Origin of the sequence: Hymenobacter lapidiphilus (assembly GCF_003417065.2) — a bacterium.
In the GTDB taxonomy this organism is placed as follows: Bacteria; Bacteroidota; Bacteroidia; order Cytophagales; family Hymenobacteraceae; genus Hymenobacter.
In genome coordinates this window covers 1-25,946 of the sequence record NZ_QVLT01000030.1, presented here as the reverse complement: position 1 = coordinate 25,946, position 25,946 = coordinate 1, and the positions used below count along the sequence as shown (strand labels likewise).

General features: G+C 61.4%; 25 protein-coding genes, 1 tRNA gene, 1 pseudogene and 1 riboswitch. Of the genes and pseudogenes, 11 read left to right on the top strand and 16 right to left on the bottom strand.

Features of this window, described 5'->3' with window-relative positions:
• Positions 1 to 76 precede the first annotated feature (76 nt).
• The 3 genes from D0N36_RS15160 (at position 77) to D0N36_RS15150 (ending at position 2,496) form a co-directional block, all read left to right on the top strand.
• On the top strand, positions 77 to 1,459 hold the full coding sequence (locus tag D0N36_RS15160) for an MATE family efflux transporter (RefSeq protein WP_116942692.1): 1,383 nt from the start codon (positions 77 to 79) through the stop codon (positions 1,457 to 1,459).
• A 66-nt stretch (positions 1,460 to 1,525) separates the two neighbouring features.
• On the top strand, positions 1,526 to 2,068 hold the full coding sequence (locus D0N36_RS15155; RefSeq protein ID WP_116942691.1) for a DUF922 domain-containing protein: 543 nt from the start codon (positions 1,526 to 1,528) through the stop codon (positions 2,066 to 2,068).
• 95 nt (positions 2,069 to 2,163) lie between these two features.
• Positions 2,164 to 2,496 carry a tRNA-binding protein gene (locus D0N36_RS15150; protein ID WP_116942690.1) on the top strand — a complete coding sequence of 111 codons (333 nt, stop codon included), beginning with the start codon at positions 2,164 to 2,166 and terminating at the stop codon, positions 2,494 to 2,496.
• A 16-nt stretch (positions 2,497 to 2,512) separates the two neighbouring features.
• On the opposite strand, the gene D0N36_RS15145 is transcribed toward D0N36_RS15150, so the two are convergent.
• Positions 2,513 to 2,836 carry a DUF4296 domain-containing protein gene (locus D0N36_RS15145; protein ID WP_116942689.1) on the bottom strand — a complete coding sequence of 108 codons (324 nt, stop codon included), beginning with the start codon at positions 2,834 to 2,836 and terminating at the stop codon, positions 2,513 to 2,515.
• A gap of 109 nt (positions 2,837 to 2,945) precedes the next feature.
• On the opposite strand from D0N36_RS15145, the gene D0N36_RS15140 reads away from it, so the two are divergent.
• The 4 genes from D0N36_RS15140 (at position 2,946) to D0N36_RS15125 (ending at position 6,676) form a co-directional block, all read left to right on the top strand.
• Positions 2,946 to 3,845 carry a DUF58 domain-containing protein gene (locus D0N36_RS15140; protein WP_116942688.1) on the top strand — a complete coding sequence of 300 codons (900 nt, stop codon included), beginning with the start codon at positions 2,946 to 2,948 and terminating at the stop codon, positions 3,843 to 3,845.
• Between the two features lie 10 nt (positions 3,846 to 3,855).
• Positions 3,856 to 4,839, top strand: coding sequence for a hypothetical protein (locus D0N36_RS15135; RefSeq protein ID WP_190242702.1), 984 nt, complete (start codon positions 3,856 to 3,858; stop codon positions 4,837 to 4,839).
• Positions 4,840 to 5,013: 174 nt separating this feature from the next.
• On the top strand, positions 5,014 to 6,039 hold the full coding sequence (locus tag D0N36_RS15130) for a VWA domain-containing protein (protein WP_116942686.1): 1,026 nt from the start codon (positions 5,014 to 5,016) through the stop codon (positions 6,037 to 6,039).
• Positions 6,040 to 6,157: 118 nt separating this feature from the next.
• Positions 6,158 to 6,676 carry a hypothetical protein gene (locus D0N36_RS15125; RefSeq protein WP_147320931.1) on the top strand — a complete coding sequence of 173 codons (519 nt, stop codon included), beginning with the start codon at positions 6,158 to 6,160 and terminating at the stop codon, positions 6,674 to 6,676.
• On the opposite strand, the gene D0N36_RS15120 is transcribed toward D0N36_RS15125, so the two are convergent.
• The 4 genes from D0N36_RS15120 to D0N36_RS15105 all read right to left on the bottom strand — a co-directional run bounded on the left by D0N36_RS15120 (position 6,657) and on the right by D0N36_RS15105 (position 12,563).
• Positions 6,657 to 8,087: a M48 family metalloprotease gene (locus tag D0N36_RS15120; protein WP_116942685.1), complete on the bottom strand. Its 1,431-nt coding sequence runs from the start codon at positions 8,085 to 8,087 to the stop codon at positions 6,657 to 6,659. The genes D0N36_RS15125 and D0N36_RS15120 overlap by 20 nt on opposite strands.
• Positions 8,088 to 8,196: 109 nt before the next feature.
• Positions 8,197 to 9,657, bottom strand: coding sequence for a M48 family metalloprotease (locus D0N36_RS15115; RefSeq protein ID WP_190242701.1), 1,461 nt, complete (start codon positions 9,655 to 9,657; stop codon positions 8,197 to 8,199).
• A 68-nt stretch (positions 9,658 to 9,725) separates the two neighbouring features.
• Complete coding sequence (locus D0N36_RS15110) at positions 9,726 to 11,024, bottom strand: cation:proton antiporter (RefSeq protein ID WP_116942684.1); 1,299 nt, start codon at positions 11,022 to 11,024, stop codon at positions 9,726 to 9,728.
• A 186-nt stretch (positions 11,025 to 11,210) separates the two neighbouring features.
• On the bottom strand, positions 11,211 to 12,563 hold the full coding sequence (locus D0N36_RS15105) for a type IX secretion system plug protein (protein ID WP_116942683.1): 1,353 nt from the start codon (positions 12,561 to 12,563) through the stop codon (positions 11,211 to 11,213).
• A gap of 132 nt (positions 12,564 to 12,695) precedes the next feature.
• Here D0N36_RS15105 and D0N36_RS15100 point away from each other — a divergent pair, with 132 nt between their 5' ends.
• Complete coding sequence (locus tag D0N36_RS15100) at positions 12,696 to 13,064, top strand: hypothetical protein (protein ID WP_190242700.1); 369 nt, start codon at positions 12,696 to 12,698, stop codon at positions 13,062 to 13,064.
• Positions 13,065 to 13,209: 145 nt separating this feature from the next.
• Here D0N36_RS15100 and D0N36_RS15095 read toward each other — a convergent pair whose 3' ends face one another.
• The 5 genes from D0N36_RS15095 to D0N36_RS15075 form a co-directional block, all read right to left on the bottom strand.
• Positions 13,210 to 14,751 carry an aldehyde dehydrogenase family protein gene (locus D0N36_RS15095; RefSeq protein ID WP_116942682.1) on the bottom strand — a complete coding sequence of 514 codons (1,542 nt, stop codon included), beginning with the start codon at positions 14,749 to 14,751 and terminating at the stop codon, positions 13,210 to 13,212.
• Between the two features lie 244 nt (positions 14,752 to 14,995).
• Complete coding sequence (locus D0N36_RS15090) at positions 14,996 to 15,229, bottom strand: DUF2905 family protein (RefSeq protein ID WP_116942681.1); 234 nt, start codon at positions 15,227 to 15,229, stop codon at positions 14,996 to 14,998.
• A 6-nt stretch (positions 15,230 to 15,235) separates the two neighbouring features.
• On the bottom strand, positions 15,236 to 15,742 hold the full coding sequence (locus D0N36_RS15085) for a hypothetical protein (protein ID WP_147320930.1): 507 nt from the start codon (positions 15,740 to 15,742) through the stop codon (positions 15,236 to 15,238).
• A gap of 53 nt (positions 15,743 to 15,795) precedes the next feature.
• Entirely contained in the window at positions 15,796 to 18,351 is a 2,556-nt protein-coding gene (locus D0N36_RS15080; RefSeq protein WP_116942680.1) for a type IA DNA topoisomerase, read from the bottom strand.
• Positions 18,352 to 18,531: 180 nt separating this feature from the next.
• Positions 18,532 to 18,607, bottom strand: a tRNA-Lys gene (locus D0N36_RS15075).
• A gap of 80 nt (positions 18,608 to 18,687) precedes the next feature.
• Between D0N36_RS15075 and D0N36_RS15070 the strand changes: the two genes are divergently transcribed.
• Complete coding sequence (locus D0N36_RS15070; protein ID WP_116942679.1) at positions 18,688 to 19,404, top strand: SH3 domain-containing protein; 717 nt, start codon at positions 18,688 to 18,690, stop codon at positions 19,402 to 19,404.
• 245 nt (positions 19,405 to 19,649) lie between these two features.
• Positions 19,650 to 20,075 (top strand): DUF4890 domain-containing protein, encoded by a 426-nt coding sequence (locus D0N36_RS15065; protein WP_116942678.1) that lies wholly within the window; start codon positions 19,650 to 19,652, stop codon positions 20,073 to 20,075.
• A 123-nt stretch (positions 20,076 to 20,198) separates the two neighbouring features.
• Here D0N36_RS15065 and D0N36_RS15060 read toward each other — a convergent pair whose 3' ends face one another.
• From D0N36_RS15060 to D0N36_RS15050, 4 genes are all read right to left on the bottom strand, one after another.
• Positions 20,199 to 21,665 (bottom strand): amino acid permease, encoded by a 1,467-nt coding sequence (locus tag D0N36_RS15060; RefSeq protein WP_116942677.1) that lies wholly within the window; start codon positions 21,663 to 21,665, stop codon positions 20,199 to 20,201.
• 466 nt (positions 21,666 to 22,131) lie between these two features.
• Positions 22,132 to 22,224, bottom strand: a riboswitch (SAM riboswitch).
• Positions 22,225 to 22,455: 231 nt separating this feature from the next.
• Complete coding sequence (locus D0N36_RS20135) at positions 22,456 to 22,926, bottom strand: EcsC family protein (protein ID WP_317191485.1); 471 nt, start codon at positions 22,924 to 22,926, stop codon at positions 22,456 to 22,458.
• A gap of 19 nt (positions 22,927 to 22,945) precedes the next feature.
• On the bottom strand, positions 22,946 to 23,221 hold the full coding sequence (locus D0N36_RS20130) for an EcsC family protein (RefSeq protein ID WP_317191484.1): 276 nt from the start codon (positions 23,219 to 23,221) through the stop codon (positions 22,946 to 22,948).
• Between the two features lie 38 nt (positions 23,222 to 23,259).
• Entirely contained in the window at positions 23,260 to 24,276 is a 1,017-nt protein-coding gene (locus D0N36_RS15050; protein ID WP_116942676.1) for a Gfo/Idh/MocA family protein, read from the bottom strand.
• A 146-nt stretch (positions 24,277 to 24,422) separates the two neighbouring features.
• Between D0N36_RS15050 and D0N36_RS15045 the strand changes: the two genes are divergently transcribed.
• On the top strand, positions 24,423 to 25,133 hold the full coding sequence (locus D0N36_RS15045; RefSeq protein ID WP_116942675.1) for a M48 family metallopeptidase: 711 nt from the start codon (positions 24,423 to 24,425) through the stop codon (positions 25,131 to 25,133).
• A gap of 21 nt (positions 25,134 to 25,154) precedes the next feature.
• Here the strand turns inward: D0N36_RS15045 and D0N36_RS15040 are convergent, their stop codons facing one another.
• Entirely contained in the window at positions 25,155 to 25,751 is a 597-nt protein-coding gene (locus D0N36_RS15040) for a carboxymuconolactone decarboxylase family protein (RefSeq protein ID WP_116942674.1), read from the bottom strand.
• An 88-nt stretch (positions 25,752 to 25,839) separates the two neighbouring features.
• Positions 25,840 to 25,946: pseudogene (locus D0N36_RS20350) on the bottom strand (IS982 family transposase); the annotation flags it as partial.

Below are 25,946 nucleotides of genomic sequence, written 5' to 3'. Positions count from 1 at the left end.
CTCTGAATGACGTTCTTCTTCCCTCTCACTACCCTTCCCAAAGCCGTACCTTTGCGAGTCCTTTTGCAGCCCGGCTATGATTCCCTCCACCTTCCGCTCCCATCTCAACCCCACGCTCAGCCTGGCCTATCCGGTGGTGCTCAGCCAGTTGGGCCACGTTATGGTGAACGTGGTGGACAGCATGGTGGTGGGCCATACGGGCAAAATTCCGCTGGCGGCCGTGTCGTTGGCCGTGAGCGTGAGTACCGTGGTGATGGTGCTGGGCCTGGGCCTGACGATGGGCATTACGCCGCTGGTAGCCGCCGCCGATGGCCGCCAGGATGTGGCCGCCAACGGCCGCCTGCTCGTGAACGGCGTGTGGCTGAGCACGGTGGCCGGTCTGGTGCTGGCCGCGCTGGGCTTTCTGGTGCCGGCGCTGCTGCCCCATCTGGGGCAGCCCGAGGCGGTGGTGCTGCTGGCGGCACCCTGGGTGAAGGTGCTGTTCCTGTCGTTTTTCCCGCTGATGATTTTCCAGGGCTTCAAGCAGTTTGCCGAAGGTCTGGGCCTCACCCGCCAGGCCATGTCGCTTTCGATACAGACCAACGTGGTAAATGCCGTGCTATGCTACGGACTTGTGTTCGGTAAGCTGGGCATGCCCCAAATGGGCATGATGGGCGCTGCCTGGGCCACGCTGGCGGCCCGCGTGCTGATGGCCGCGCTGATGGCCTGGTACGTGCTGCGGGCCAAGCGGCTGCAGCCCTACCGCCTGGCAGCGCACGCCAACCTGCGGCCCGATACGGCCGGCCTGCGCCGCCTGCTGGGCCTGGGGGCGCCCATTGGCGTGCAGATGACGTTTGAAATGGGCGCGTTCAGCTTTTCGGCCATCATGATTGGCTGGCTCGGGGCCACCCAGTTGGCGGCCCATCAGATTGCCATCAACGTGGCCTCGGTCACCTACATGGCCGCCAGCGGCATCGGGGCGGCGGCTACCATCCGGGTGGGCAAGTTTTTCGGGGCCCACGATGGCGTGCGGGCCCGGCAGGCAGGCCTGATGGCCTACCTAATTACCCTCACCTTCATGGGACTGATGGGGCTGGTGCTGGTGCTGCTGCGCAACTATTTGCCGTTCTATTACAACAACGACCCCGCCGTGGTGGCCCAGGCCGCCACGCTGCTGCTGATTGCCGCCGCTTTCCAGATTTCCGACGGCCTGCAGGTGGTTGGGCTGGGCGCGCTGCGGGGCCTCGAAGACGTGAAGGTACCCTCGGTAGTGGCGCTGTTGGCCTATTGGGTGATAGCGCTGCCGCTGGGCTATGTGCTGGGCTTTAAGCTGCAATGGGGGGCGGTAGGTGTCTGGCTGGGCCTGCTCAGCGGCCTGACGCTGGTGGCCGGGTTGTTGCTGTTGCGCTTTTACCGCCGCCCGCTGCTGGCCGCTGCCGATGCTGCCTCCATGAACGAACCAGCACTGGCCGTACGTTAAGCGAGCGGTTAGCCCCCACTAAACGAAAGCTGTCGGCGAATGGCAACCAGCTAAAAGCTCAAAAAAATGCTCTTTACTGCTCCTTTCTGGCTGCTAAGCCTGCTAGTGCCGGCCGCGCCGGCCCAGGTTACCCCGCCGGCGCCCAAAATTACCTGGAGCGCCACCCGGCCGCTTACCTGGGCCGACTTCCGGGCCCGCCCCAACACCGACCGGCTGGCGGCCCTCACCTCATCCACTATTGACGCCACCATTGGCTGCCTCGATTTCAAGTTTTCGGGGAAGGTGCAGGCCACGTTTGCGCCCTCCGAATCGTGGGTGCGCAACGCGGCTCAGGCGTCACCTTCACTGCTGCGTCACGAGCAGGTGCATTTCGACCTGACGGAGGTGCACGCCCGGATGTTGCGCCAGAAGCTGGGCCTCATCAAGTTCGATTGTCTGCACCTGCAGCCGGCCTTCAACAACATCACGAAAGTGGCCTTCCTGGCCTGGCAGCGCGACGAAGCCCGCTACGATCAGGAAAGCAACCACGGTCTCAACGCCCCCAAACAAGCCGAGTGGGAGCAGAAAACCCGCCTGCGCCTGGAGCAGCTCGCCGCCTTTGCCGAATAAGGCCTGGTGGCTCAGGATGAAATAGCGGGTTTAATGTTCAAAAGCGCAACTTGCGCCGTCAGGTCACTCAGGCAGCCATTTCATCATCTCACCTTATGCTAACCTGGGAGGAATTCGAGCGCGTGGATATGCGCGTGGGTACCATTGTGGAGGCGCACGAGTTTCCGGAGGCGCGCCAGCCGGCCTACCGGCTGCTGATTGACTTGGGCCCCGAAATAGGCCTGCGCAAGTCCAGCGCCCAGATTACGCACCACTACCGAGTAGCCGACTTACCGGGCCTGCAAGTGCTATGCGTGGTGAACTTCCCACCCAAGCAAATAGGGCCGCTGCGCTCCGAGGTGCTGGTTACCGGCGCCCCCGATGCGGCCGGGCACATTGTGCTGGCCACCCTGGCGGCCCCTCTTCCCAACGGCAGCCGCCTCCGGTAAAAGCGCGTTCACCGCCTTACTTCGCCACCTTCTCGCGGGCGGCAAGGCTGTCGATGACTGATAGGTAAATAGTGTTCAGCTCCTTGCCCCGAACGGCGTAAAAGCGGAAGCTTTGGGTGAAGATGGAATCTGTCACGCCGTGGCGCCAGTAAACTTTCTTTTTCTCCTGCCGAAACAGAACCCGGCTGGAATCGGGCGGCAGCGCGGCCGCCTCGGTGCGGGCTTCCAGCGTGTGCAGCTCAATCAGCAGGCTCACCATTTTATCGGGTGGCAGCAACTGGGCGGGCGCCGGCACCTCGTCGGCCTTCTGGCAGGCGCTGGCAATCAGCAGTAAACCCATGAGCAAAACTGAAAGCCGGGCCAGTGGCAAAGCCTGGCAGGCAGCGGAAAGGCAACGGGAAATTCGTTTCACGAAGGCAAAGTTAGGTCAATGCTGTAGTTTAGGCCGAATGAAACCTGCCGATTCGCCTTTCCAGCAGCTCGTGCGCCGCCTGCGGCAGATGGAAATCCGCATCCTAAAGGCTGTGGATGCCCAGTTGCAGGGCAATTTTCACTCCGTATTCAAAGGTACGGGCCTGGAAGTGGATGAGGTGCGCCTGTACCAATATGGCGACGAAGTACGGGCCATCGACTGGGCCGTGAGCAGCAAAGGCCACGGTACGTTCGTGAAAACCTACAAGGAAGAGCGCGAGCAGCAGGTGCTGCTGCTGCTCGATGTGAGTGCCTCGCAACAGGTGGGCGCGGCCGGCCGCCGCAAGCTCGATATGGGCCGCGACATTTGCGGGGTGCTGGCCCTGGCCGCCGCCCGCCAGGATGCCCAGCTGGGCCTGCTGGCCTTCTCCGACCAGAAGGAGCTGTACCTGCCTTCGGGCAAGGGCAACCACCACGCCTACTCGCTCATCAAGCGGCTGTATGAGTTGGAGCCCCAGCACCGGCAGACGGCGGTGGCGGCCGGCATCAAGCAGGCGCTGGGGCTGCTGAAGCGGCGCAGCATTGTGCTCCTTATTTCCGATTTCATCGATGCCGATTACGAGCGGGAGCTAACTATGCTGGCCCGCAAGCACGATTTGGTGGTGCTGCAGCTGCTCGACCAGCGCGAGCAGGAATTCCCACCCTTGGGCATAATCCCGCTCCACGACCAGGAATCGGGCCGCACGGTGTGGACGAACACCTCGTCGGAGGCCTTCCGGGCCCGCTACCGGGCTACCTACGAGCAGAACCGGGCGCAAATCGGCCAAGTTTGCCGCCGCCACCGCACCGAATTCCTGTCCATCAGCACCGCCGACGATTTCGTTCCCCAGCTGGTGAACCTGTTCCGGCGGCGCAACCAGCGCGGAGGTCGTGGGTAAGGGCGCAGGTTTGAACTGGTATTGGCCACAACGCTTCGACCAACGGTTTTCGGCAACGGTGGCCCTGCTGCTGCTGGCTTGCGCGGGCGCCGCGCAGGTGCCGGCGCCCGCCGCAGCTGCGGCAGCCGACGCATCGGCGCCGCAGCAGGAGGCGGTGGCGAAGGGCCAGTTTCGGAAGGCGACCGTGCGGGTGGGCGAAATCATTGAGTTCGAGCTGACCTCGGACCACGCGCCGGCACTGGAAATCATCTTCCCCGACTCGGCGGCCAGCTTCGCGCCCTTCGAGTACGTGGGCCGACGCTACCGGCCCACCCGCACCCGCCAGGGCCGCAGCCTCGACCAGGCCGTGTATCGCCTGCGCACCTTCAGCCTCGATTCGGTACAGACGCTGAGCGTGCCCATAACCGTGCTGCGTGGCCGCGACACGCTGGTGGTGCCCACGCTGCCGGTACAGGTACGGCTGTTGCGTACTGCGCCGGTTGTTGTGGCAGCAGTCGAGGTGCCGGCGCTGCGCCAGAATCTGCAGTTGCGGCCTGTGGCGACCCGTTTCAACTACCCCTACTGGCTGGCGGGGTTGGCGGGGCTGCTGCTGCTGGCCGGCGGGCTGGTGCTGGGCTTCCGGCAGCGCCTGCGCCTGCGCTACCGCCGCTACCGCCTCCGGAAAAACCACGCCTATTTTCTGGCCCAATATGCCCGCCACGTCGAGCGGTTCACGCTTTCCCGCTCGCTCAACAACATGGAGCGGGCCATTACGCTCTGGAAAAACTACCTCTCCACGCTCACCAACTTCAACATCACCAGCCTCACCACTCGCGAAATCGTGGCCCGTTACCACCACGACCCCGATGTGCGCCAGGCCCTGATGCTGGCCGACCGGGTTATCTATGGCAACCAGTTTTCGGAAGAAGACGCCGAAACCGACCCCATTTTCGACCTGCTCCGCCAGTTCGCCGAACGCCAGTATGAGTTGGTGATGCGGGTGGAAGGCGAGTGAGTGAACAGAGAAATGAGGAGCCCAGAAATTAAAAACGTCATTCAGAGCGAAGCGAAGAATCTCACATGCTGACGTTGTAATGCCGCTTTAGCGGTGCCATGCAAGATTCTTCGCTCGCTCTGAATGACGTTCTTTGCTTGCCAACTCCTTTCTTCACGCTCTCCTCCACCATAAATGCAAGAACTGCTCGACAGCCTGCGCTACGCCACGCTGGCCGGCTACAGCTGGGAGCAGCCGCGCCTGCTGCTGCTGCTGCCGCTGGTGCCGCTGCTGTTCGTGCTGCGCTGGGCGCTGGCGCGACGGCGGCGGGCGCACTTGGATGTGGCCTTCGTGGCCGGCGAGCTGCGGCGCGACTGGAGTGCAGCCCTGCGCTTCCTGCCCGATGTGGTACTGGCCCTGAGCCTGGGTTTCGGCATCGTGGCGCTGGCGCGGCCCCAACGCACCGACGAGCGGGTGGTGCAGACTGGTCAGGGTATCGACATCATACTCGTAATCGACGTGTCGGCCTCGATGGAGCTGCAGGACCTGCGCCCCAACCGCTTGGAAGCCGCCAAGCGCGTGGCCCTAAACTTCCTCGACCGCCGCCGCGGCGACCGGGTGGGGCTGGTGGTTTTCGCCGGCGACGCCTACTCGATGGCCCCCCTCACCACCGACTACGAGCTATTGCGCGAGAACCTGCAGAGCCTGCGCCTGGGCCTGATTGCCAACGACGGCACGGCCATCGGCACGGCCCTGGGCGTGGCCACCAACCGCCTACGCGACTCGCCTTCGCGCACCAAAGTGTGCATCCTGCTTTCGGATGGCGAGAACACGGCCGGCTCGCTCGACCCGCTCACCGCCGCCCAGCTGGCCCACGCCTACGGCCTCAAGCTCTACACCATCGGGTTGGGGCAGGATGGGGTGGTGCCCTATGGCACCGACGAGAACGGACGCCCCCGCTTCGTGGAAACCCGCCTCGACGAAACCACTATGCGCCAGATTGCCCAGGCCGGCGACGGCCGCTTCTTCCGCGCCACCGACAACGCTGGCCTGCGCCAAATATTCGAGCAGATTAATAGCTACGAGAAGTCCGAAATCAAGCAGACCCGCTACCGCAACACCCAGGACTACTACCGCACCTACCTCTACTGGTGCCTGGGCTTCTGGCTGCTCTGGCTGGGCCTGCAAAACACCTTCCTGACCAACGCGCTGGAGGACTAAATCACCGATTTTCGCTGGTTAAACTGATTTGATATTTTTCGCCGACGCTGCTGTAACTTAAGCACCCCGCCCGAACGATTCGGGCAGGGCGGCTCTCTCTCCTTCAAACGATATATTTATGAAACTCTTACTATTCATCCCGTTTCTATTACTAGATACCTGCAAATCTAATAAAGAAGTTGATGCAAATGGAGTAATCAGAAAAACTGGAATTATACTAATTGACTATTCAAGAAACCATGACAGCTTTGACTTATTCATTCCTTGTAAAATAAATGACACGTTGACTTTAGTTGAAAATTTGAGAAATATAAAGCCAGGGGTTGCCATCAATTTCAGTCAATATGACCTTGCATTTGATATTAAGCGAAGTGGTCAAGTAGTTACTGACCAAGAACTGAATCCTAAGGGTCGTATAGCACGTCGACTACAAGTAGTTTGCGCTGCCGATATAGCATATAGAGAGGACTATTCTTTTTCCAATAAGGGAAATATCTATAAAAGCTATATAAAGATAGGTGGAATTCCCGTGGCTGATTATTGCAAACCCAACCCGATTAACAGGGTATTGAGTATCAAACACTATCTCCTGCCACGAAATTTAGTCTACGTTGACCCTAATTCCCCACCACCTTAAACAGCGTACCGGCGCTGAGCTTGTCGGTGGTTGTCATGCCGTTCAGAATAGCCAGCTCCTGGTGGCGCTTGGTGGAAACGCCGTTGGCGCTCAAAGCCTGGGCCAGCGTCTGGCCGGCTTTGGCGGTGCGGATGCGGATTTTCTCGCTCTGGCGGTTGAGCTTGTTGGCGTCGGTGAGGCGGCGGAAACCTTGGGCAGTGCGCTGGAACGCGGGGCCGTAGCTGTTGAGCGTGCCGGGGCCGCAGAGGCCGATGAGGGCGTATAGCGTTTTGCCATCCTGAATGACGTAGGAGAGCGTGCTGGCCTGGATACCCTGGCGGCCCTGCTGGTCCTGGCCCACCTGGTCGCCCTGCAGGGCAATGGCGGGCAGGCCGTTGATGGTAGTGCGGGTGGCTTGGGGCGAACTGATGTTGAGTTCCTTGGCCAGCGCTTGGGCCGCTTCCTCGGCCGAGTTGCCGGGCGCCAGCGTCAGGATTTGCACGGCTTTGCCGTTAGGCTCGGCCATCTGGAACTGCTGGGGCGAGTTCTGGCTTTTCCAGCCCTGGGGAATTGGAAACTGGAATTTCAGCTCGGGGTGGTAGAAAACGCCGCCTTCTACGAAGCCCTGACGCGGGTCGTCGCCGTAGGCCATTCCGTCAATCATCTGCAGGTAGCCGTTGCGGTTCACGGTGAGGGCCCGGCCACCCTGCTGCTGCTTGGCCTGCGAGGCCAGTTGCTTCACGGTGCTGTAGCGGTCGGCCGAGTTGGGGTGGCTGCTTAGGAATGTGGGCATGCCGCCGGCCCCGCTGGCCTGCTCCTGGCGCTGGAGCGTGAGGAAGAAATCGGCCATGTGGGAGGCGTCGTACCCGATTTTGCTCGAGTAGGCCACGCCCAGCTTGTCGGCTTCGCGCTCATCGTCGCGGCCGTATTTGAGAAACAACAGGCCCGCACCCTGCGACAGTGGCTGGGCAATGGAGGCCACCCGCTTCGAGAGGATGGAGCCCAGCAGCAGCGCCCCGGAAGTTATGGTGGAACGGGTTTTCTGCTTCTCGCCGTGGCGGGCCGTTACGTGGCCCAGCTCATGGCCCAAAACGCCCGCAAACTGCGCCTCATCGTTGAAGTGCGCCATAATGCCGCGCGTAAAGTAGATGTTGCCATCGGGCGCGGCGAAGGCGTTTATCATGGGCGAATCCAGAATGGTAAACTGGTAGCCGAAATCGGAGCGGCTGGACACGGCGGCCATCTGCTGGCCTTTTAGGTCGATGAACTTCTGCAGGGCCGAATTATTGAGCAGGCCGAACTGAGCCAGCACCTGCGGGTCGGGCTCCTTGGCCGGGGCCGGCGGGCGGAAACCGGCCGAGCCGGCCAGCGGCAGCAACGCCAGCGCCAACGCGCCGGTACGGAGAAAGGGATGCGAGAGGAAGGTTTTCATGACAGAAACGCTAAGTAGAAAAAGTTGGCCGGTGCCCCGCGGCGCCGCTATGGTAGCGGCACCAGTAAGCAGGTGGCCCACCCGGTAGTAACCAAAGACCCCGCCAGTTCTACTTCCCGACCACTTTAAACAGCATCCCGCGACCGAGCTTGTCGGAGAGCTGCATACCGTTGAGGATGGCCATTTCTTCGTGGCGCTTGGTAGGCACGCCGTTGGCGCTCAGGGCCTGGGCCAACGTCTGGCTGGTTTTGGTGGTGCGGATGCGTAGATGCTCGGGCTGACGGTTGAGCTTGTCGGCGGACGTGAGGCGCTGGAAACCTTCCATAGTGCGGGTGAACACGGGCGCGTAGGCCGCAAAATCCTGGGGGGAAGTGCCGCCAAGCAGCACATAAAGCGTTTTACCGTCTTGGATGATGTAGCTCAGCACCTGCATCCCCGTTTGCTGCTGGCCAGTTTGCTGGTCCTGCTGCACCTGCGTACCCACGAAAGCCAGGGCCGGGAAGCCGTTTACCGTCAGCTCGCGCGACTCGGCTACCTGCAGGCTCAGCTGCTTGGCAACGGCCTGGGCGGCTTCCTGCACCGAGCTGCCGGGGGCCAGCGTGAGCAGCATCATGGCTTTGCCGGCCGGGTCGGCCATCTGGAATTGCTGGGGCGAGTTCTGGGTTTTCCAGCCCTGGGGCACTGGAAACTGGAATTTCAGCTCGGGGTGGTAGAAGGCGTTGTCTTCCACGAAGCCCTGGCGCGGGTCTTCGCCGTAGGTGATGCCGTCGATGAGGCGCAGGTACTGGTCGCGGTTGATGGCGAGCGTAGTGGGCGTACCCGGCTTGGCTTTCCACTGGGCCGCCAGCTGGTTGACGTGCTCGTAGCGGTCGGCGGGGTTGGGGTGGGTGCTCAGGAAATCGGGGATGGCCTGGCCGCCGGCCTGCTGCTGCTCGCGCTCCAGGGTGCGGAAGAAATCGGCCATTTCGGCGGCGTTGTACCCTATCTTGGTCGAGTACTCCACGCCCAGCTCGTCGGCCTGGTTTTCATCGTCGCGGCCGAACTTGAGGGTCAGCAGCTGCAGGCCCTGCATGGCCTGCTCGCCATACTGGGCAAACCGGGGCGAGGCAATCATAGCCCCCATCAGGCCTACCTGGCTGAGGATGGAGGTGGTTTGCTGCTTGGCCGAGTGCCGGGCCGTCACGTGGCCGATTTCGTGGCCCAACACGCCGGCAAACTGCGCCTCGTTGTTGAAGTTGGCCATGATGCCGCGCGTAAAGTACACGTAGCCGCCCGGCACGGCAAAGGCATTAATCACCGGCGAATCGACGATGCGAAACTGGTAGTTCAGCTCGGGGCGGTGCGACACCTTCCCCATCTTGTCGCCCATCGTGCTAATGTACTGCTGCAGCTTGTCGTCTTTGTACAGGCCGAACTGCGCAATAATGGCTGGGTCCGACTGTTTGCCCATCGCCAGCTCCTGCCCTTCCGACACGAGCATCACTTCTTTTTTACCCGTCACCGGGTTCACGGCGCAACCAGTTAGCAGCAGGCCGGCGAGTAGCAGGGAAGGAATAGAACGTAGCAGCATGGAAGTGGGAATTGGTGAGAGTTGGGTTCTTCAACGCAACTTTTCCCGCTTGTGTTGACCCTCTATGCTCAGCTGGCCGCTCCTTTGGGCTGCTCCTGCTCTTGCTGCTGCACCTCCTGCTCTTCCTGCTCCTCGATTGTGAGGCGGCCCTGGCGTCGGTCGAGCCAGTTCATAACGGGTGTGGCCAGGGTGCCGTGCAGCACAATGGACACGAGCACCGTGAAGCCGGTAGTGGCCCACAGCTCGCGGCTGTTGGGGAAATAGCGGGTATCGAGGGCAAAGGCGAGGTAGAAAAACGAGCCGATGCCGCGGATACCGAAAAACGACACAATCAGCCGCTCGCTCCAGTCGAGGCGGCTGCCCCAGAGCGTGAGCAGCCCCCCTAAGGGCCGCAGTACCAGCAGCAAAATCAGGCCCAGCGCTACGCCCGTCCAGTTCAGGTGGTCGAACAGGCCCCAGGCAATAGAGCCGCCGAATAGTATCAGAATCACCACAATCAGCAGGCGCTCCAGCTGGTCGGTGAAGTCGTGCATCTCATCCTGGTGTTCGTGGCTGCGCTCGTGGCGGCGCAGCGTGACAGCGGCCACAAATACGGCCAGAAAGCCGTAGCCATGCACCAGCTCGGTGAGCCCGTAGGCCACCAGCGTTACGGCCAGCGCCACGAAGCCGTAGGCATTGGGCCGGATGCGGGCGCGGCGGGGCAAATCGAAAATCAGGTACGACAGCAACCGGCCCGCCAGCCAGCCAACCAGCACCCCCATGGCCACGCGGTAGCCCATATCCATCCAGGCCCAGTGCCAAAGCCGCTCGCTCAGGCTTTCTTTGGCAATGGGCAGCAGGGCCAGGGCCAAGTACACGAACGGGAAGGCCAGGCCGTCGTTAAGCCCCGCTTCGCCAGTCAGGGCGAAGCGCACGTTGTCTTCGCCGCCCTTACCGGGCTCCCCCACCTGCACATCACCGGCCAGCACGGGGTCGGTGGGCGCGAGGGTGGCGGCCAACAGCACGGCCGAGGCCAGCGGCAGCCCGAACACGCCCCAGGCCACGCCCACAAAACCGGCAATCGTGAGCACCATCAGCACCAGTACCAGCAGCAGTGGAATGCGCCAGGCTTTCAGCGAAAACCGCTTGTCAATTTTGAGGCCGGTGCCGGTGAGGGCCACCGTCACGCAGATTTCGGTGAGGTGGGTGGCGAAGGTGGAAAACTCTACCGGGTCGGGGTCGGGCAAACCCAGCGGCAGGGTGAAAATCAGCATCCCCAGCCCCACAAACAAAATCGGATACGAAAGCGGGTACTTCTTGAGCAGCGACGGCAGCCAGGCCACGCCCAGAATGGACACGCCGAGCACGACGAGAATGGTGTTGTACATATTGGGTGATGGTAGGAGTTTGGAGGCGGCTTAGGACCGGATTAACGTAGGAACGTCATTCAGAGCGCAGCGAAGAATCTCGCGTGCTGACGCAGAATTGGTATCTCAACGACTGCACGCGAGATTCTTCGCTGCGCTCTGAATGACGTTCCTACGTTAGCCAAGCCCCCAAGTTCCCTGTAACCCCTACGGCCGCCGGCTGTTCACATCCAGGCGCTGGTAGCCGATGAGCAGGTCGGTGCGGGTGCCGGGCGGGCGGTAGTACACCAGCAGGTCGTACTGGTTTTCGGTTTCCTGGTGGCTGCCTTCCCACGGAATACTGTTGGCCCCGGTGGGGGTTTGGGTGGCGTAGTAATAGTTGTAGTAGCCCTGCTTGAGCAGCGCGTGGCCCCGGTACACGCGGTTTTGGGCGTCGTAGGTCATCTTGAACTCGTCGCGCAGCTGCCAGTCGCTCAGGGCCCCGAGCACATACACTGGGCCGGGGGCGGGCGCATCGGCGCGCAGCTGAAACGTTACGTCGAGGTATTCGGTATTGGTGTTCGGGTCGCCGGGGTACTCGCGGCTTTCAATCAGGCGCTGGCCGTTGATGTCGTCATACTGGGTGTACCGCTCGCCCGCCCGCGAGGCTTCGGGTAGCAGCAGCGCGGCACGGGGCGTAGTGGTGGCATCCAGACTGGCCACGCCGGCCCCCGCCGAGCGGAAGGTGCGCAGGTCTACAAACCGGAACTCGCTCAGGCCGGGAAAGGCGTTTTCGAAGTTGAAATATTGGTAATCGAGCTGCTGCTCGGCGTCGCGCACAAAGGTGGGCCGCAGGTTGTAGTGGGCGTTATCCCAGCGGAAGTTCTGGCGCAGCACCACCTTCACCTCCTGGGCCGGATTGACGAGGGCCATGTTGTAGCGAATCCCGAAGTCAATCTGCTGCCAGCGGAAGCGCTCCTCCCCCGCCACCGGAATGCCCTGCTTTAGGGCAATCTGCACGGCGCCATCCTCGAACACCAGCACCCGGCGGCTCAGCAGCGGCGTGCCGCCCGCGCCCTGCACCACCCACAGGTAGTTGCCCGACAGCTTCACACGCGGCATCTGCACCTGGTAGTGCTGGTAGGGCACTTTGGTGCTCACCGAGGGCCGATAGTTGTTGATGAGCTGCTCGTTGATTTCGCTCAGGAACTGCATGTCGGTCAGCATCGAGGGCTGCCAGTTCAGGTCGCAGTGCACGAGCTTGGCCGTGAGCCGCTGCCCCGACCCGCCCAGCACATCGAACTCCAGCACCGGCGACTGGCCCTGGCTGATGGGCACCACCGGCGGGTTGAACACCTGCCCGGCCTGGCCCGTGGGCACGTAGCAGAGCACGGTGCGCACGTTGGGGTCGTAGATGTAGTCCTCGTAGCGCAGCTTTTTATCGGCGTAGTACTCAGTAGGCACCTGGCCGGGCGTGGCGGGCCGGCGGGCGGCGTTAGGGTCGGTGATGGGCGTACCCAGCGGCACGCAGGCCGGGGCCAGCAGCAGCAGTAACGGCAGAAAGCGGGAAGGAAGGCGCATAGTTGCGAAGGTACGGTCAACTCAGTATCTTGGAGCGGCTATCGGCTGCAGAAGCTGGCGACATTCGTTTGAGTGACTCAGATATCGAAAAGCTATTCACAAAAAATAAATCAGCTAATTAAAAAAAATGAAATGAAAAAAGCATTCCTTTTTATCACATTTCTTTTTTACGGACTGACACTGCAAGCTCAAACCGTAAACGATGTTCCATTAAAAGATATTGATGTTGAATACGTACAGATTGTAGGGACTTCAAAATTAATGAGCACAAAATTGACCATTGAAATTGATTTTGGACAAAAGACAAAGTTCTTTTCCTCAGGTAAAGAAACTATAGTAAAAGACGCAGATGGGAAAGCTGTTGATTTTAACTCAATGATTGATGCTCTAAACTTTATGTCAAAGAATGGATATATTTTTGTAAATGCTTATGCAATTACCGTGTCAAGTCAAAATGTTTTTCACTACTTATTAAGAAGTGAAAAAAATAAATCTGAATAATTTCCTCATTTTAATCTCAGAATAAACATCACCGTACTGTTCCACCAAAAAGCCCCGCCCGAAGCATGCAGCTTCAGGCGGGACTTTTGATTTCTGGCAGTTGCTGCCGCAGTTGAGCGGCGGGCAGGACGGCCAATACCGGCCGCTAAATCTTCTCGGGTAGCCGGATAGCGTCGCCGAAGTTGCCCAGGATGGGCTTGTCGCCTTCCGTTACGGCTTCGACCAGCAGCGCGCCGCCCACGAAGGCGCCCTTCCACGACTCGCCCAGGCCACCGAACACCTCGGCCCGGTCGCCGCGGGAGCGGAGCTGGTTGAGGCCCACTTTGAAAGCGCGCACCTCCTTGGCCGTGCGGGCGGCCAGCTTGGCATCGTCGGAGGCAATGGCGGCCACCAGGGCCCCGTTGCTGATGTTCATCTCGCCCACCAACTCCTCCACGCGGTCCACGAGAATGATGCTGTCGATGGGGCCGAAGGGCTCCTTGAAGTACAGCTCGCTCTGGCGCGGCAGGTTCACCAGGGCCCGCGGGGCGCGGTAGGCACTCCGGTCCTGGCCGGGCAGGAACAGCGCGTCGTCGAGCTGGCCCTCGTAGATGGGCGTGGCGCCGGTTTTGAGCGCGTCGGCGTACAGGCGGTCCAGGTCCTGGGCCTGCTGGGCGTTGATGACGGGGCCGAACGCCAGGTCGGGCAGGGCGTCGCCGGGCGCGTCCACCAGCGTGGGGTTACCGATTTTCAAGCCCTTGATGGTGTTCCAGTACGTTTCGAGGAACTGCGGGAACAGGCGGCGCTCCACCACGAAGCGCACGTAGGCCGTGCAGCGCTGCTTGCCGTAGTCGTAGCCCTTGCGCAGCTGCTGGGCCATGGCGTCCCAGTCGGAGTAGTCCCAGATGCCGTAGGTGTTCACGCCCTCCATTTCCAGCATGTAGCGCTTGTCGTTCTGAACCAGCGCGTCGGCAATGTTGCGGCCGTTGTAGCGCCCACCCACGAAGCTCAGGCAATCCACGGCCACGTTGCGCACCAGCACGTCGCTCAACTCGCCGCCCGAGCCGCTCACCAGCGTCACGGGCAGGCCGCAGCGGCGGGCAATGGCGAAAGTCAGGCTCAAGGAAATAAAGCCGCCATCGGTGGGCGTTTTGGCAATTACGGCGTTGCCGCACAGCGCCTGCACCAGCACCGCGTGCAGCAGCACCGACATGGGGTAGTTCCAGGAGGCAATGTTGCTCACCAGCCCCAGCGGCTTACGCTTCCCGAGCATGCCCTCAATATTGTCCACGTACCACTGCACGCCATCAATGGCGCGGTCAATGTCGGTGAAGCCCAGCTTATAGGTTTTGCCGATTTCCCACATCAGCAGCTTGCCCACCAGCTCTACGTGGGGCTGCAGCTGGGTCAGGCAGTCCTGCACCCGGCGCTTGCGCTCATCCAGGTCGGTGCCGGCCCATGCGGCGGCTTCGGCCTTGGCGGCCAGCACAGCGCGCAGGGCGGTGGCCTCATCCAGCATCGGCAACTGGCCAATCATGCTGCCATCAATGGGCGAAACAAAGTCGCGAGGCTTGCCCGGCTCCTGCCAGCGGCCTTCCATCAGGTTCAGGTAGCCGGTGCCGTCGGGCGCGAAAATTTCGGGCGTGGCGGCTTTGGTCTGGGCCAGTAGGTGGTTGAACTCGACCTGGGGAGAAACGATTTTAGGCATGGGAGAACGGGGCGTTTGGTTGGGTCGGGCCGAAGAAACGGCCTTGGTGGCGGCGCGTCAAGGTACGCGCTTCGGGCGGTTTGCCCGAACCTGTTTACGCAAACGGTTAGGCCGCTCGTAAACGTCTTGTACACTTGAGCTTATTGAACAGCTCTGTACCGCAATAGTTGGCGGCGTGCTGCTGCCGGCATCAGCTGGTTGACTATTCGAACTGTTTACTAGCGGAACTCCGACTGCGGCGGCGCTACCCGCCCAGCCGCCGCCACAGTGCCAGCAGCAAACTCAACACGGCGCTGATGAGCAGCATCGACACCCACGGCACGTATAGCCGGAACCCCGGCCGCTCTACCCGCACGTCGCCCAGCAGCCGCCCGAACCAACTGAACCACCCCGAGCTGCCACCCAGCCACAACAGCGCCCCCAGCAGCATCAGGCCCAGGCCAAGCAGAAAAAGGGTTTTACCGAGTTGGGGAGGCATAATCGGTTATTTTTTGCGAAAAACTCTGCTTGGAATTTCAGTCGTATTCCTGCCTTCGTATGCTAACTGGGTGTTGTAATAAATAGCAACAGTTTCAAATTCGGAAAAACCACACTCGTTTCTGCGCAAACGAAAAGAAGCATCAATGGTATCTTGGTCGGCGCGGTTTAGATAAAGAATGAAGCGGCGTTTCACCGGCGAATTGTAAGGCAATGCTGTCAAATCAGCTACACTTCCATAGATAGAAAAGGCTACTTCGCCGAGGAAATTCACCGGCCCTTTGAATTGGGGCTTTCCATTTTCATCATAGACCATTACTGAATCAGAAGAGTACAGCGACCTATTATCCGGCGTTTGAGCCAGCAAGTCTTGGCCCGTGCGCGCATTAATCAAATGAAAATTCAGGCCGCCACCTTCGCTTAAACTGTTTATACTGGGGTCACATGATTCATTGTTACAGGCAAAAAACAAGAGAAGTCCTGCCAATAGAAATACAGTATTTTTAAGAATCATGGCAGTCGATTTTGGGCAATTTACATTCTTATTATACCCCTCTTCCCGCAATCTCACCCCTGCCCAAACACCGGCTCAATCCGTCCCTCGGCCCCGATTTGCAGCACGGCTTCGTAACGGTTGCCAGTCTTAGTCGAAACGAAGCCGCGGATGACGCCGGTTTTACCCTTGCGCAGCAGCTGATTCATCTGGGCATCCGTCAGGGTTTTGCCACCCCAGGCGAAGGGCACGCGGAACTGGCAATCCTCGCGGAAGCGGGAGCAGCCCCAGGCGCTGCTGCCGCGCAGCATCTGGCCCAGCCGGCAGACGGGACAGGGTATCTGGCCGGGGTCGGTGGGTGTAGTGGGCTTGCTTTCGGCGGCCCGCGCCAGCTCCAGCGTGCGGGCGGGCGTGAGCAGGATGGCCGCGTCGAACTTGTTGCCGTCGTCGTCCAGAAAGCCCTTCATCACCTGGGTGCGGCCCTTTTTGAGCAGGTCGCCTGCCTGTTTGTCGGTAATTTTCTTGCCCTCGAACTCGGTGGGCAGCCGGAACTGGCAGCCTTCCTTCCAGCGCGAGCAGCCAAACGCCGCCTTGCCCCGCAGCACGTGGCCGGTACCGCAGGACGGACAAGTCCCAAGTGCTCCGGGCATGGCTGGGGTAGCTGCCGCTTTGGGAACTGGTGCCGCGGCTTTACCGGCCGGGGCTCCCGCTTTCCCCGCCGGAACGGAACCAGCGGGCGGGGCCGTGGTGCTGATAGCGCGGCCGGAGCCGTCCTGCTTCACCTCCTGCACCATTTCGCGCACCAGCTGCTTTAGCTCCCCCAGAAACTGCTCCTGATCTAGCTCGCCACCTTCAATCTGGCGCAGCTTCTTTTCCCACTGCCCCGTCAGCTCCGCCGATTTCAGCGTGGGGTTGCGGATGAGGCCAATCAGCTCGACTCCGGTGGGCGTGGGCACGATTTTCTTTTTGTCGCGGATGATGTAGCCGCGCTTGAACAGCGTTTCGATGATGGCGGCGCGGGTGGAAGGGCGGCCGATGCCGTTTTCCTTCATAGCCTGGCGCAGCTCGTCGTCGTCCACGTTGCGGCCGGCCGTTTCCATGCCGCGCAGCAGCATGGCCTCGGTGTAGTCGCGCGGGGCCTGGGTTTGCTTGGCGTCGAGGCGGGGCTGATGGGGGCCGGTTTCGTCCTTCACGAAGGCCGGCAGCACGGTACCCACCACGTCATCGTCGTCGCTGCTACTGCTGCTCCGCTTTTCGTTCGCCACGGTCTGCTTCTCGGGGTCGCCGTACACCTCGCGCCAGCCGGGACTTAGAATCTGGCGGCCCCGGACGCGGAACGTGAGTCCGGCCACGTCTGCCGTCACGGTCGTGTTCGACACTTCGCAATCGGGGTAAAAAGCGGCTAGGAAACGGCGCACGATGATGTCGTACACCCGCTGCTCGTTGCCGCCCAGTCCGCCCGCGCTGGCCCCGGTCGGGATGATGGCGTGGTGGTCGGTGACTTTATTGTTGTTGAACACCTTGGCGCTCTTGCGGATTTTAGCGGCCAGCAGCGGGGCCGTGAGGGCCGCGTAGCCGCCCAGCCCGCGCAAAATGCCCGCAATTTTGGGGTACTGGTCATCGGGCAGAAACGTGGTGTCGACGCGCGGGTAGCTCACCACTTTCTTCTCGTAGAGGCCCTGCACCGTTTTGAGCGTGTCCTCGGCCGAAAGGCCCAGCTGGTTGTTGCACTGCACCTGCAGCGAGGTCAGGTCGAAGAGCGCGGGCGGGCTCTCCAGGGCCTTTTTGATGATGACGCTGGTGACGGTCAGCGGCTGGCCGGTTACGCGGGCCAGTGCGTCGTCGGCTTCCTGCTGGGTCACGAAGTAGCCGCGGGCCTTGAGGCGCGCTTTCTCGTCGGGCTCATCGTCGTCCTTGCCCGGCTTCACCACGGCCACGTGGCTGAACATCGTGCTCCGATATTCGGCCCGCAACACCCAGTAGGGCTCGGGCCGGAAGTTCTGGATTTCGTGGTAGCGGTCGACCAGTAGCGCCAGCGTGGGCGTTTGCACCCGCCCGATGCTGAGCACCTGCCGCTGGCCGGGCGCGTACTTGAGCGTGAACAGCCGCGTCGCGTTCAAACCCAGCAGCCAGTCGCCTACCGCCCGGCTCTTGCCAGCCTGGTAAAGCGAGTCGAACTCAGAGCCCTCGCGCAGATTCTGGAAACCCTGGCGGATGGCTTCCTCGGTGAGCGAGGAAATCCAGAGGCGCTTGGTGGGCTTGCGGTATTTGGCCTCCATCAGCACCCAGCGCTGAATCACCTCCCCTTCCTGGCCGGCATCACCGCAGTTTATTACGTCATCGGCGGCGGCCAGCAGGCGCTTTATCACGCCGAACTGGCGTACCACGCCATCGTCGCGGAGCATGAGCTTGATGCCGAACTGCTCGGGCAGCATGGGCAAATCGTGGATGCTCCAGCGCTTCCACTCGGGGCGGTAATCCTCAGGCTCGCGCAGCTGGCAGAAGTGGCCGAACGTCCAGGTTACCTGGTAGCCGTTGCCCTCGTAGTAGCCATCCATCCGGCAGTCGGCGCCGAGCACGTTAGCAATTTCGCGGGCCACGCTGGGCTTTTCGGCAATGCAAACAATCACAGATTTCGCTGATTTTAGGCGCTGATTAAGCTGATTTAGGAGTCAGCGCGGAATCAACAAATATAGCGCGCTAAAAGGTCGGGTGCGCTGTTGGGTCGGGCAAGGCTGATCCAAGCGGTGTTACCCACTCGCAATGGGACTAAACGAAAAAACCCTTTCTACGAGGCGTAGAAAGGGTTTTGGTGATCCCGCTGGGATTCGAACCCAGGACCCATACATTAAAAGTGTATTGCTCTACCAGCTGAGCTACAGAATCAGTTTCTTTGTACCGGCAATAAGCCCGTGTGGCTGATTGTGGCACAAAAGTAGAGTCCCGGATTTAACTGTGCAACTGTTTTGCTCAAAAAAGCCCCCCTTTTTTTCCTGCTCCTCCTGAGTTTCGCCCAACCGATTCAGGCCCAAAATGTTAGTCCGGCGCTCCAAAAAGCCGATTCGTTGTACGAGGCCGGGCAGGTAGCCCGGGCCTACCCCTTGTACCGGCAGGCCCGCGACTACGATGGCCTACAATCGGGCCGGCAGGCGCTGCGCATGGCCTACACCCAGGAGGCGCTGGGCCATTATCCGGCTGCCCTTTACTACCTGAGCGTGTCGCAGAGCCTGGAGCCACGTTATGCTACCTGGCAGAAAATGGTGAGCCTGGCCCAGGAGCACCGCCTCACGGGCTACCCCGACACTTGGCGGCAAAACCTGTTTATTGCGCTGCAACGCTACTATTACCGCCTGCTACAGGGCCTGCTGCTGCTGGCCGTGGTGGCAGGGGCAGCCCTGCTGCTACGCCGCCGCACCGCCGACCGGGTCTGGTGGGCCGTGTACGGCAGCTACCTGCTGGGCGTGGGCCTGGCGCTGAATGTGCTGGCTCCCGGCCGGGTAGGCTTGGTGGCGCGGGCGCGGGCCCCACTCATGGCCGGCCCTGGCGCCGGAGCTACCTGGCTGACCACAGCCGCCGCCGGCGACCGGTTTGAGGTGCTGGGCCGGCAGGACTTATGGTACCGGGTGCGCTGGCAGGATCGGGAGGCCTACATCCGCCGCCGCAATCTGCTGCTGGTTGAATAGCAACCCAAATAGATTACAGCATCAATTATTAATCATAAATACTTTACAATCAATAGTTTAATATAAACGATAAAAAAATGAGTCAATGGTTTAACGGGGAAATTTAAATTTTTAAAAGGCGGTTTTTGGCCTGCATCGACGCAAAGTGGCATCGGAGTTGCAAATGCTCCATCACAAGCCCAAAGCCAGTTCGGCTGGCAGTCGGTCATCATTTCCACCAACTGAATCTTCCCCTTACATACGCCATGAAAAAGCTCCTCATCCTTCTTGCCGCCTTCTCGATTTCGGCCGCCTCTTCGGCCCAGACTACTCCGGTAAAAACCGTCCGTGGCCAATACCAGAAAGCCCAAAAGCAGGACCTCACCCCTGAGCAGCGCGCCGACCGCGCCGCTCAGAAGCTCACCAAAAGTCTCAACCTCTCGGCCGCTCAGGGCCAGCAGGTGCGCCAGCTACAGTTGGCGCGCATCCAGCAGCAGCAGGCCAATAAAGGCCAGGCCGGCACAGTCGCCAAAGCCGATAGAAAGGCGCGCCACCAAGCCATGAAAGACCAAAAGGCGCAGTACGACGCCCAGCTCAAGCAAATCCTGAGCGCCGACCAATACACCAAATACGCGCAGATGCAGGCCGACAAGAAAGCCAAGCATCAGGCTAAGCGCCAAGCCAAAGGCTAACTCAATCCGCTTACCAGCTAATAGCCGAAAGGGCCCCGATGAATAATCGTCGGGGCCCTTTCGGCTATTTGGCTACTGCTGCCTCCCTCCTGGCTGTGCTGGCAATGCCTGCCGGCGTTGGGGCTATAGCGCTTGCCGCGCTGCTTCGGCCCGCGCCTGCTGGCCCAGCTTGCTGTGCCGGCGGCCGTAGCCGTAGTAGATTGCCAGCCCGATGGCCAGCCAGACCGCCAACCGTAACCAGGTTTCCCAAGGCAGCGACAACATCATCACTACGCAGGTGAGAATGCCCAGAATGGGCACCAGCGGAACCCAAGGTGTACGGAAAGGCCGGGGCGCATCGGGCTCGCGCTTGCGCATGATGAGCACGCCCGCGCACACCATCACGAAGGCCAGCAGCGTGCCAATGCTCGTCATTTCCCCTACCACCGAGATGGGCACGAAGCCCGCGAACAGGGCAATGAACAGGCCCAGCAGCAGGTTGGACTGCAGCGGCGTGCGGAACCGCTCGTTAATGCGGGCAAATACCGGGGGCAGCAGTCCATCTTTGGCCATGCTGAAAAACACCCGACTCTGGCCCAGCAAATCGACCAGAATGACGGAGGTGTAGCCGATGATAATGGCCAGAATAACCGCCCCCGACAGCCAGGCGTAGGGCGTTTTCTCGATGGCAATGGCTACTGGCGCGGCGCTGTTCTTGAACTCGGTGTAGTTGGCCAGGCCCGTCATCACGTAGCCGAAGAGCACGAACAGCACGGTGCAGACCGCCAACGAACCGAGAATGCCGATGGGCAGGTTGCGCTGCGGGTTTTTGGTTTCCTGTGCCATGGTGGCCACGATATCGAAGCCGATGAACACGAAGAAAATGACGCCCGCCCCGCGTAGCACCCCGCTCCAGCCAAACTCGCCGAACGTGCCGGTGTTGGCCGGAATATAGGGCTGGTAGTTGGCGGGGTCGATGTACTGCCAGCCCAGGCCGATGAACACCAGCACCACGGCCACTTTCAGCGTAACGACCAGCGCATTGAACCACGCCGAGCCGGCCGTGCCCCGGATAATGATGAGCGTAATGGCCAGCACAATGAGCATGGCCGGCACGTTCACCAGCCCATGCACCTCGGCCCCACTGGCCAGCGTGGCCGTTTCAAACGGCGACATAACCAGCTGTGGGGGCAGATGAATACCGTACTTGCCCAGGAAATTGAGCAGATACTGCGACCAGCTGATGGCCACCGTAGCCGCGCCCACCGAATATTCGAGCACCAAGTCCCAGCCGATAATCCAGGCAAACAGCTCGCCCATGGTGGCGTAGGCGTAGGTGTAGGCCGAACCAGAAACCGGCACCATGGAGGCAAACTCGGCGTAGCACAGGGCCGAAAACGCGCACCCAACGGCCGCCACGATAAACGAGAGCGTAATGGCCGGGCCGGCGTTGTTAGCGGCGGCAATGCCGGTGAGCGAGAACAGCCCGGCCCCGATGATTACGCCGACGCCGATGGTGATGAGGTTGAAGCCGTTGAGGCTTCGTTTGAGGGTGTTGCTGCCCGTTTCGGCCGCTTCCTGCCGCAGCAGTTCCAATGATTTTTTAAGCATAAAAAAAGGAAGAACAGATGCCGCTGGCCGCAACACCCATTCGGGTAAAAGTAAACCGGACCAATGGTGGCCGGCGGTTTTGTTCAATCTGGCCGGCATGCAGCCAGCCAGGTCCGAGAAGCTCCCTAGTGCTTCCCCTCACCCCTACCGCCAGGCACAGCGTGCGGGCAGCAGTGTGGCCCACGGCACCGGGCAGTTCGGCCTCAGCAACCTGCACCAAGAAAACAGCCGGGATTACTGACTTCGATGCTCCGGCAAGGGGGAAGTGGAGAAACCGGCGGCGCGGCGGGAAACAGGTTGGCGCTTACTCAGCGGCCCGGCAGGCTAAACGGCCCGCAACCGGTACTCAGGTCCGGCAACAACAGCCACAACAGCACACACCGGGCCGGTGCCGGAACAGGGCGGGCGCGACTGTAAGGGTGGCAGAGGAAAGCAGGGCGTTGTTGGAGGCGTCCACGGTAACTTGTTTTTATATGGTCAGGACTTGGCACCGTGCCCGCAGTTGCGAATGGTTGCCGACGCTTCATCGAGCCTGTCTCTCAGCGCCTCTTTATAAAAACAATCCTTCGGGGAGGAAGGAATTGATGCCTCAAAGGTAAATCCGGATTGCTGCCCCGGCAACCAGCCACCCGCCCGCGCCACTTCTTCAGCGCCCATTAAACGCGTAGTCGGCCTCACAAACGGCGGCAGAAAGCATGGTTTAGCTCTCTTATTCAATGCAATACACACACACAAACACCCCCATGGCAACCGCCGGGGTGTTTTTGATTTTTTCCTCAGCAGACCGGGACTATTCGGGCAACACGGCGGGCGGGACAACCGACGGCAGCTCATGCGCTTCGGCAAACCAGCGCAGGCGGTAGGCCATAATGGCCGTTTCGCCGAGCTGGGCCAGCAGGCGGTAGTTGGCCACTGCGCCCACCGCCGCGCCCACCACGGGCAGCAGCTGGGCCATTTTGGCCAGGTCGATGTAGTCGCGGTACTCCTGCTGAAACTGGCGCCAATCGAAGGTTTCGGCCGTGGCAGTGGCTTCGGTGGCGGGCCAGTCGGCCAGCTGGCGGTAGGTTTCGCGGCGGGTGTGCTGGCTGCTGAAGGCCAGTTGGAAGATGTGCAGCAGGTAGAGCCGCTCGGAGAGCTGGCGCACATCGTGGCCGTAAAGGGCGGCAATATCGAAGAGCAGCTTGAGCTTGATGCCGAGTAACAGCGGGAAATCGGCCAGGCCCAGCAGGAAGCCGGCGGCCCCGGTGGCCCCGCCCTCCACGGCCGCTGCGTTACGGTAGTTACGGATGCGGCCGCACCCGCGCCTCGCGCTCGGCCAGCGTACTCACCTGCACCGGCTGGCGGGTGGTATGCTGCGAGCCGAACAGCACGCCCTCCACCATTTTCTGGATAGTGGCCGTGAGGGCGCGGTGCAGTTTTTCGGGCAGCATCGCGTTGAGCCGGGCCTGCAACTGGCGCGTGAAACGGTTCAGCAGCGTGGGCTTCTGTCGCATCCGCTGCTGCCAGTCCCGGAGGTCGGCTTGGGCCTGCTGGTCGTAGGGGTCAGGAGTAAGCATCAGAGGTGAATGTACGGTTCGGCTGGTACAATAGCCGCTTACCGCAGCGCGTAAATCCGCTCAATCATTTCCACCACTTTCAGGCCTTCCAGCGCGTTGGTGGTGGCTACGCCGCGCTGTTGGATGGTTTCTACCACGTTGTCGATGACGTGGACGTGGTTGGCGGCCGAGCCCTGGTAGGGGCCGTACTGGTTGGCGGGGTTGGTGGGCGGCAGCGCGGGCAACTCGTATTCCTGCAGGTGGCAGTATTCCACTTTGTCCATGTACTGGCCGCCCAGGCGCAGGCTTCCGCGCTCGGCTACCACCGTCAGCGAGCTTTCCAGGTTCCGGTCCCATACGGCGGTGCTGTACTGCAGCGTGCCGCTGCCGCCGCGCACGAGGTCGAAGGTTACCAGGCCCGAGTCCTCGAACTCGGTGAGATGCTCGTGGGTGAAGTCGCGGAAGCGGGCCGAGATGTTGGTGATGTCGCCGAACACCCAGTACAGCAAATCGACGAAGTGGCTGAACTGGGTGAAGAGCGTACCGCCGTCGGCAGCGCGGGTGCCGTGCCAGCTGCCGGGCGTGTAGTACCGCTCGTCGCGGTTCCAGAAGCAGTTGAGCTGCACCAGAAACACCTGCCCCAGCCGGCCTTCCTCAACCACCTGCTTGAGCCAGGCGGCGGGCGGCGAGTAGCGGTTCTGCATCACCCCAAACACAAAGCGGCCGGTTTGCAGCGCCGTATGCACGATGTCCTCAGCGTCGGATTTGTGCAGGGCCAGCGGCTTTTCGACCACCACGTGCAGGCCCGCCCGCAGGCCCCGGATAGCCTGCTGGGCGTGCAGACCGTTGGGCGTGGCCACCGTCAGCACGTCGGCGGCGGGGCCGTGGCTGAGGTAGTCGTCGAGGCAGGCAAAGAACGGGACACCGGGAAAATCGGCGGCCAGCGCCGGGGCCAGCTCGGGCCGGATATCGACCAGCGCCACCAGTTGGGCCTCGGGGTGGGCGGCCACCAGCGTAGCGTGGCGGCGGCCGATGTGGCCCACCCCGCAGATAATAAAACGAACGGCTGATTTCATGGGTGAGCTTCAGGCTTCAGGCCGCAAGCTACAAGCTTCGGCCAATACCCTTTGGCCGCTACACCGCTTGTTATCCTGAGTACAACAAAAGGGTGGCCCGCAGCTTGTAGCTTGCGACTTGAAGCTCACCAACGCAGCGTACAAACATGGAAATTGCCGGCCTTAAAATTGACCTCGTGCGCCAGCGCATGCGCAGCCTGCGCCTGACGGTGTACGCCGGGGGCCGCATCCGGGTGGCGGTGCCGCTGCACACGCCCACGGCGGCCATCGAGGCATTCGTGCAGGCCCGCCGGGCCTGGATTGAGCAGCACCAGCAACGGTTTGCGGCCCGCGAGCCGGCCCCAACGCCGCGCTACGAAACGGGGGATACCGTACCTTTCCTCGGCCAGGCCTACGCGCTGGAAGTGCGCCCCGCCGCCCGGCCCCGCGTGGAGCTGCAACCCGGCACCCAGCAGCTGCACCTCTACGCCCCCACCGACAGCACCGCCGCCCAGCGCGAGGCTATTCTGGCGGCCTGGTACCGGCAGCAGCTCCGGCAACGGTTACCCGAACTACTGGCCAAATGGGAGCCGGTAGTGGGGCGCACAGCTGCGGCCTGGGGCATCAAGCAGATGCGCACCCGCTGGGGCACCTGCAACATCGGGGCGGCCCGCATTTGGCTGAACCTGGAGCTCATCAAGCGCCCCCTACCCTGCCTTGAATACGTGCTGGTGCATGAGCTGACCCACCTGCACGAACGGCTGCACAATGCCCGCTTCTGGAGCTTGGCAGATCAGTTCATGCCCGACTGGCGTACGCACCGGGCCGAGCTGAACCGGGTTTTGCTAGCCCCCAACGCTTCGCCCGATGCGGATTGAATTGCACCGCATGCTAGTTGCTCAGGCATGCTTGCCGGGGCTCCAACCCCGGCCGGCGAGGTGCTGCTGCCCGCCGGCAACTGCGCCTTCTTCCAGGTAGGTGCCCATTGAGTCGTTCCAGCGGTTGAGGTACCCAAACAGGCTGATTACGCCCAGAATTTCCACAATTTCACCCTCCGTCCAATGCTGGCGCAGCGCCTGGCCGATAGCCTCGCTCACGGCATTCGGCACGGCCGAGGCGGCCACGGCAAACGCCAGCGCCGCCCGCTCGGCTTCCGAAAAAGCCGGATGCGTGGAGTACTCCCAAATATGGTCGAGCTGCTGCTGTTCGGCCCCGTAGCGCTCTGCGGCCAAAATGGTGTGCGCCTGGCAGTACTGGCACCCGGTCGCGTGGCTGCTGATGTAGCCGATAAGGCGTTTCAGGGCGCTGGTTACCCGGCCCTGGTTGGCCATTACGGCTTTATTGAGCTGAATAAAAGCCGTAGCAATGGCCGGACGGTGCTGCATTGTGAGCACACTGTTGGGGCAGAACCCCAGCGTTTCGTTGAAGAATGCCGCCAGCTCCGCCACCTCTGGGTTGGCATCGGGAGCAAGCGGAGTTACGAGCGGAGTATGCATAAGTAAGGGAGCTGGGAAAAGCTAGGTGCCGGCGAAAGTACGCGTTTAAGCCAAGGCGTATGGCCAAATAGCAAACCCAAGTTGCGAACTACAAACCGACTTGGTGTAGTGCGTGGGCAAAGATGAAAAGCACTATTTTTAAGGCGAAGCCGGCCGCTGTTACGGCATGAATCTGCTTGGGAAAGCGCGCTGTCA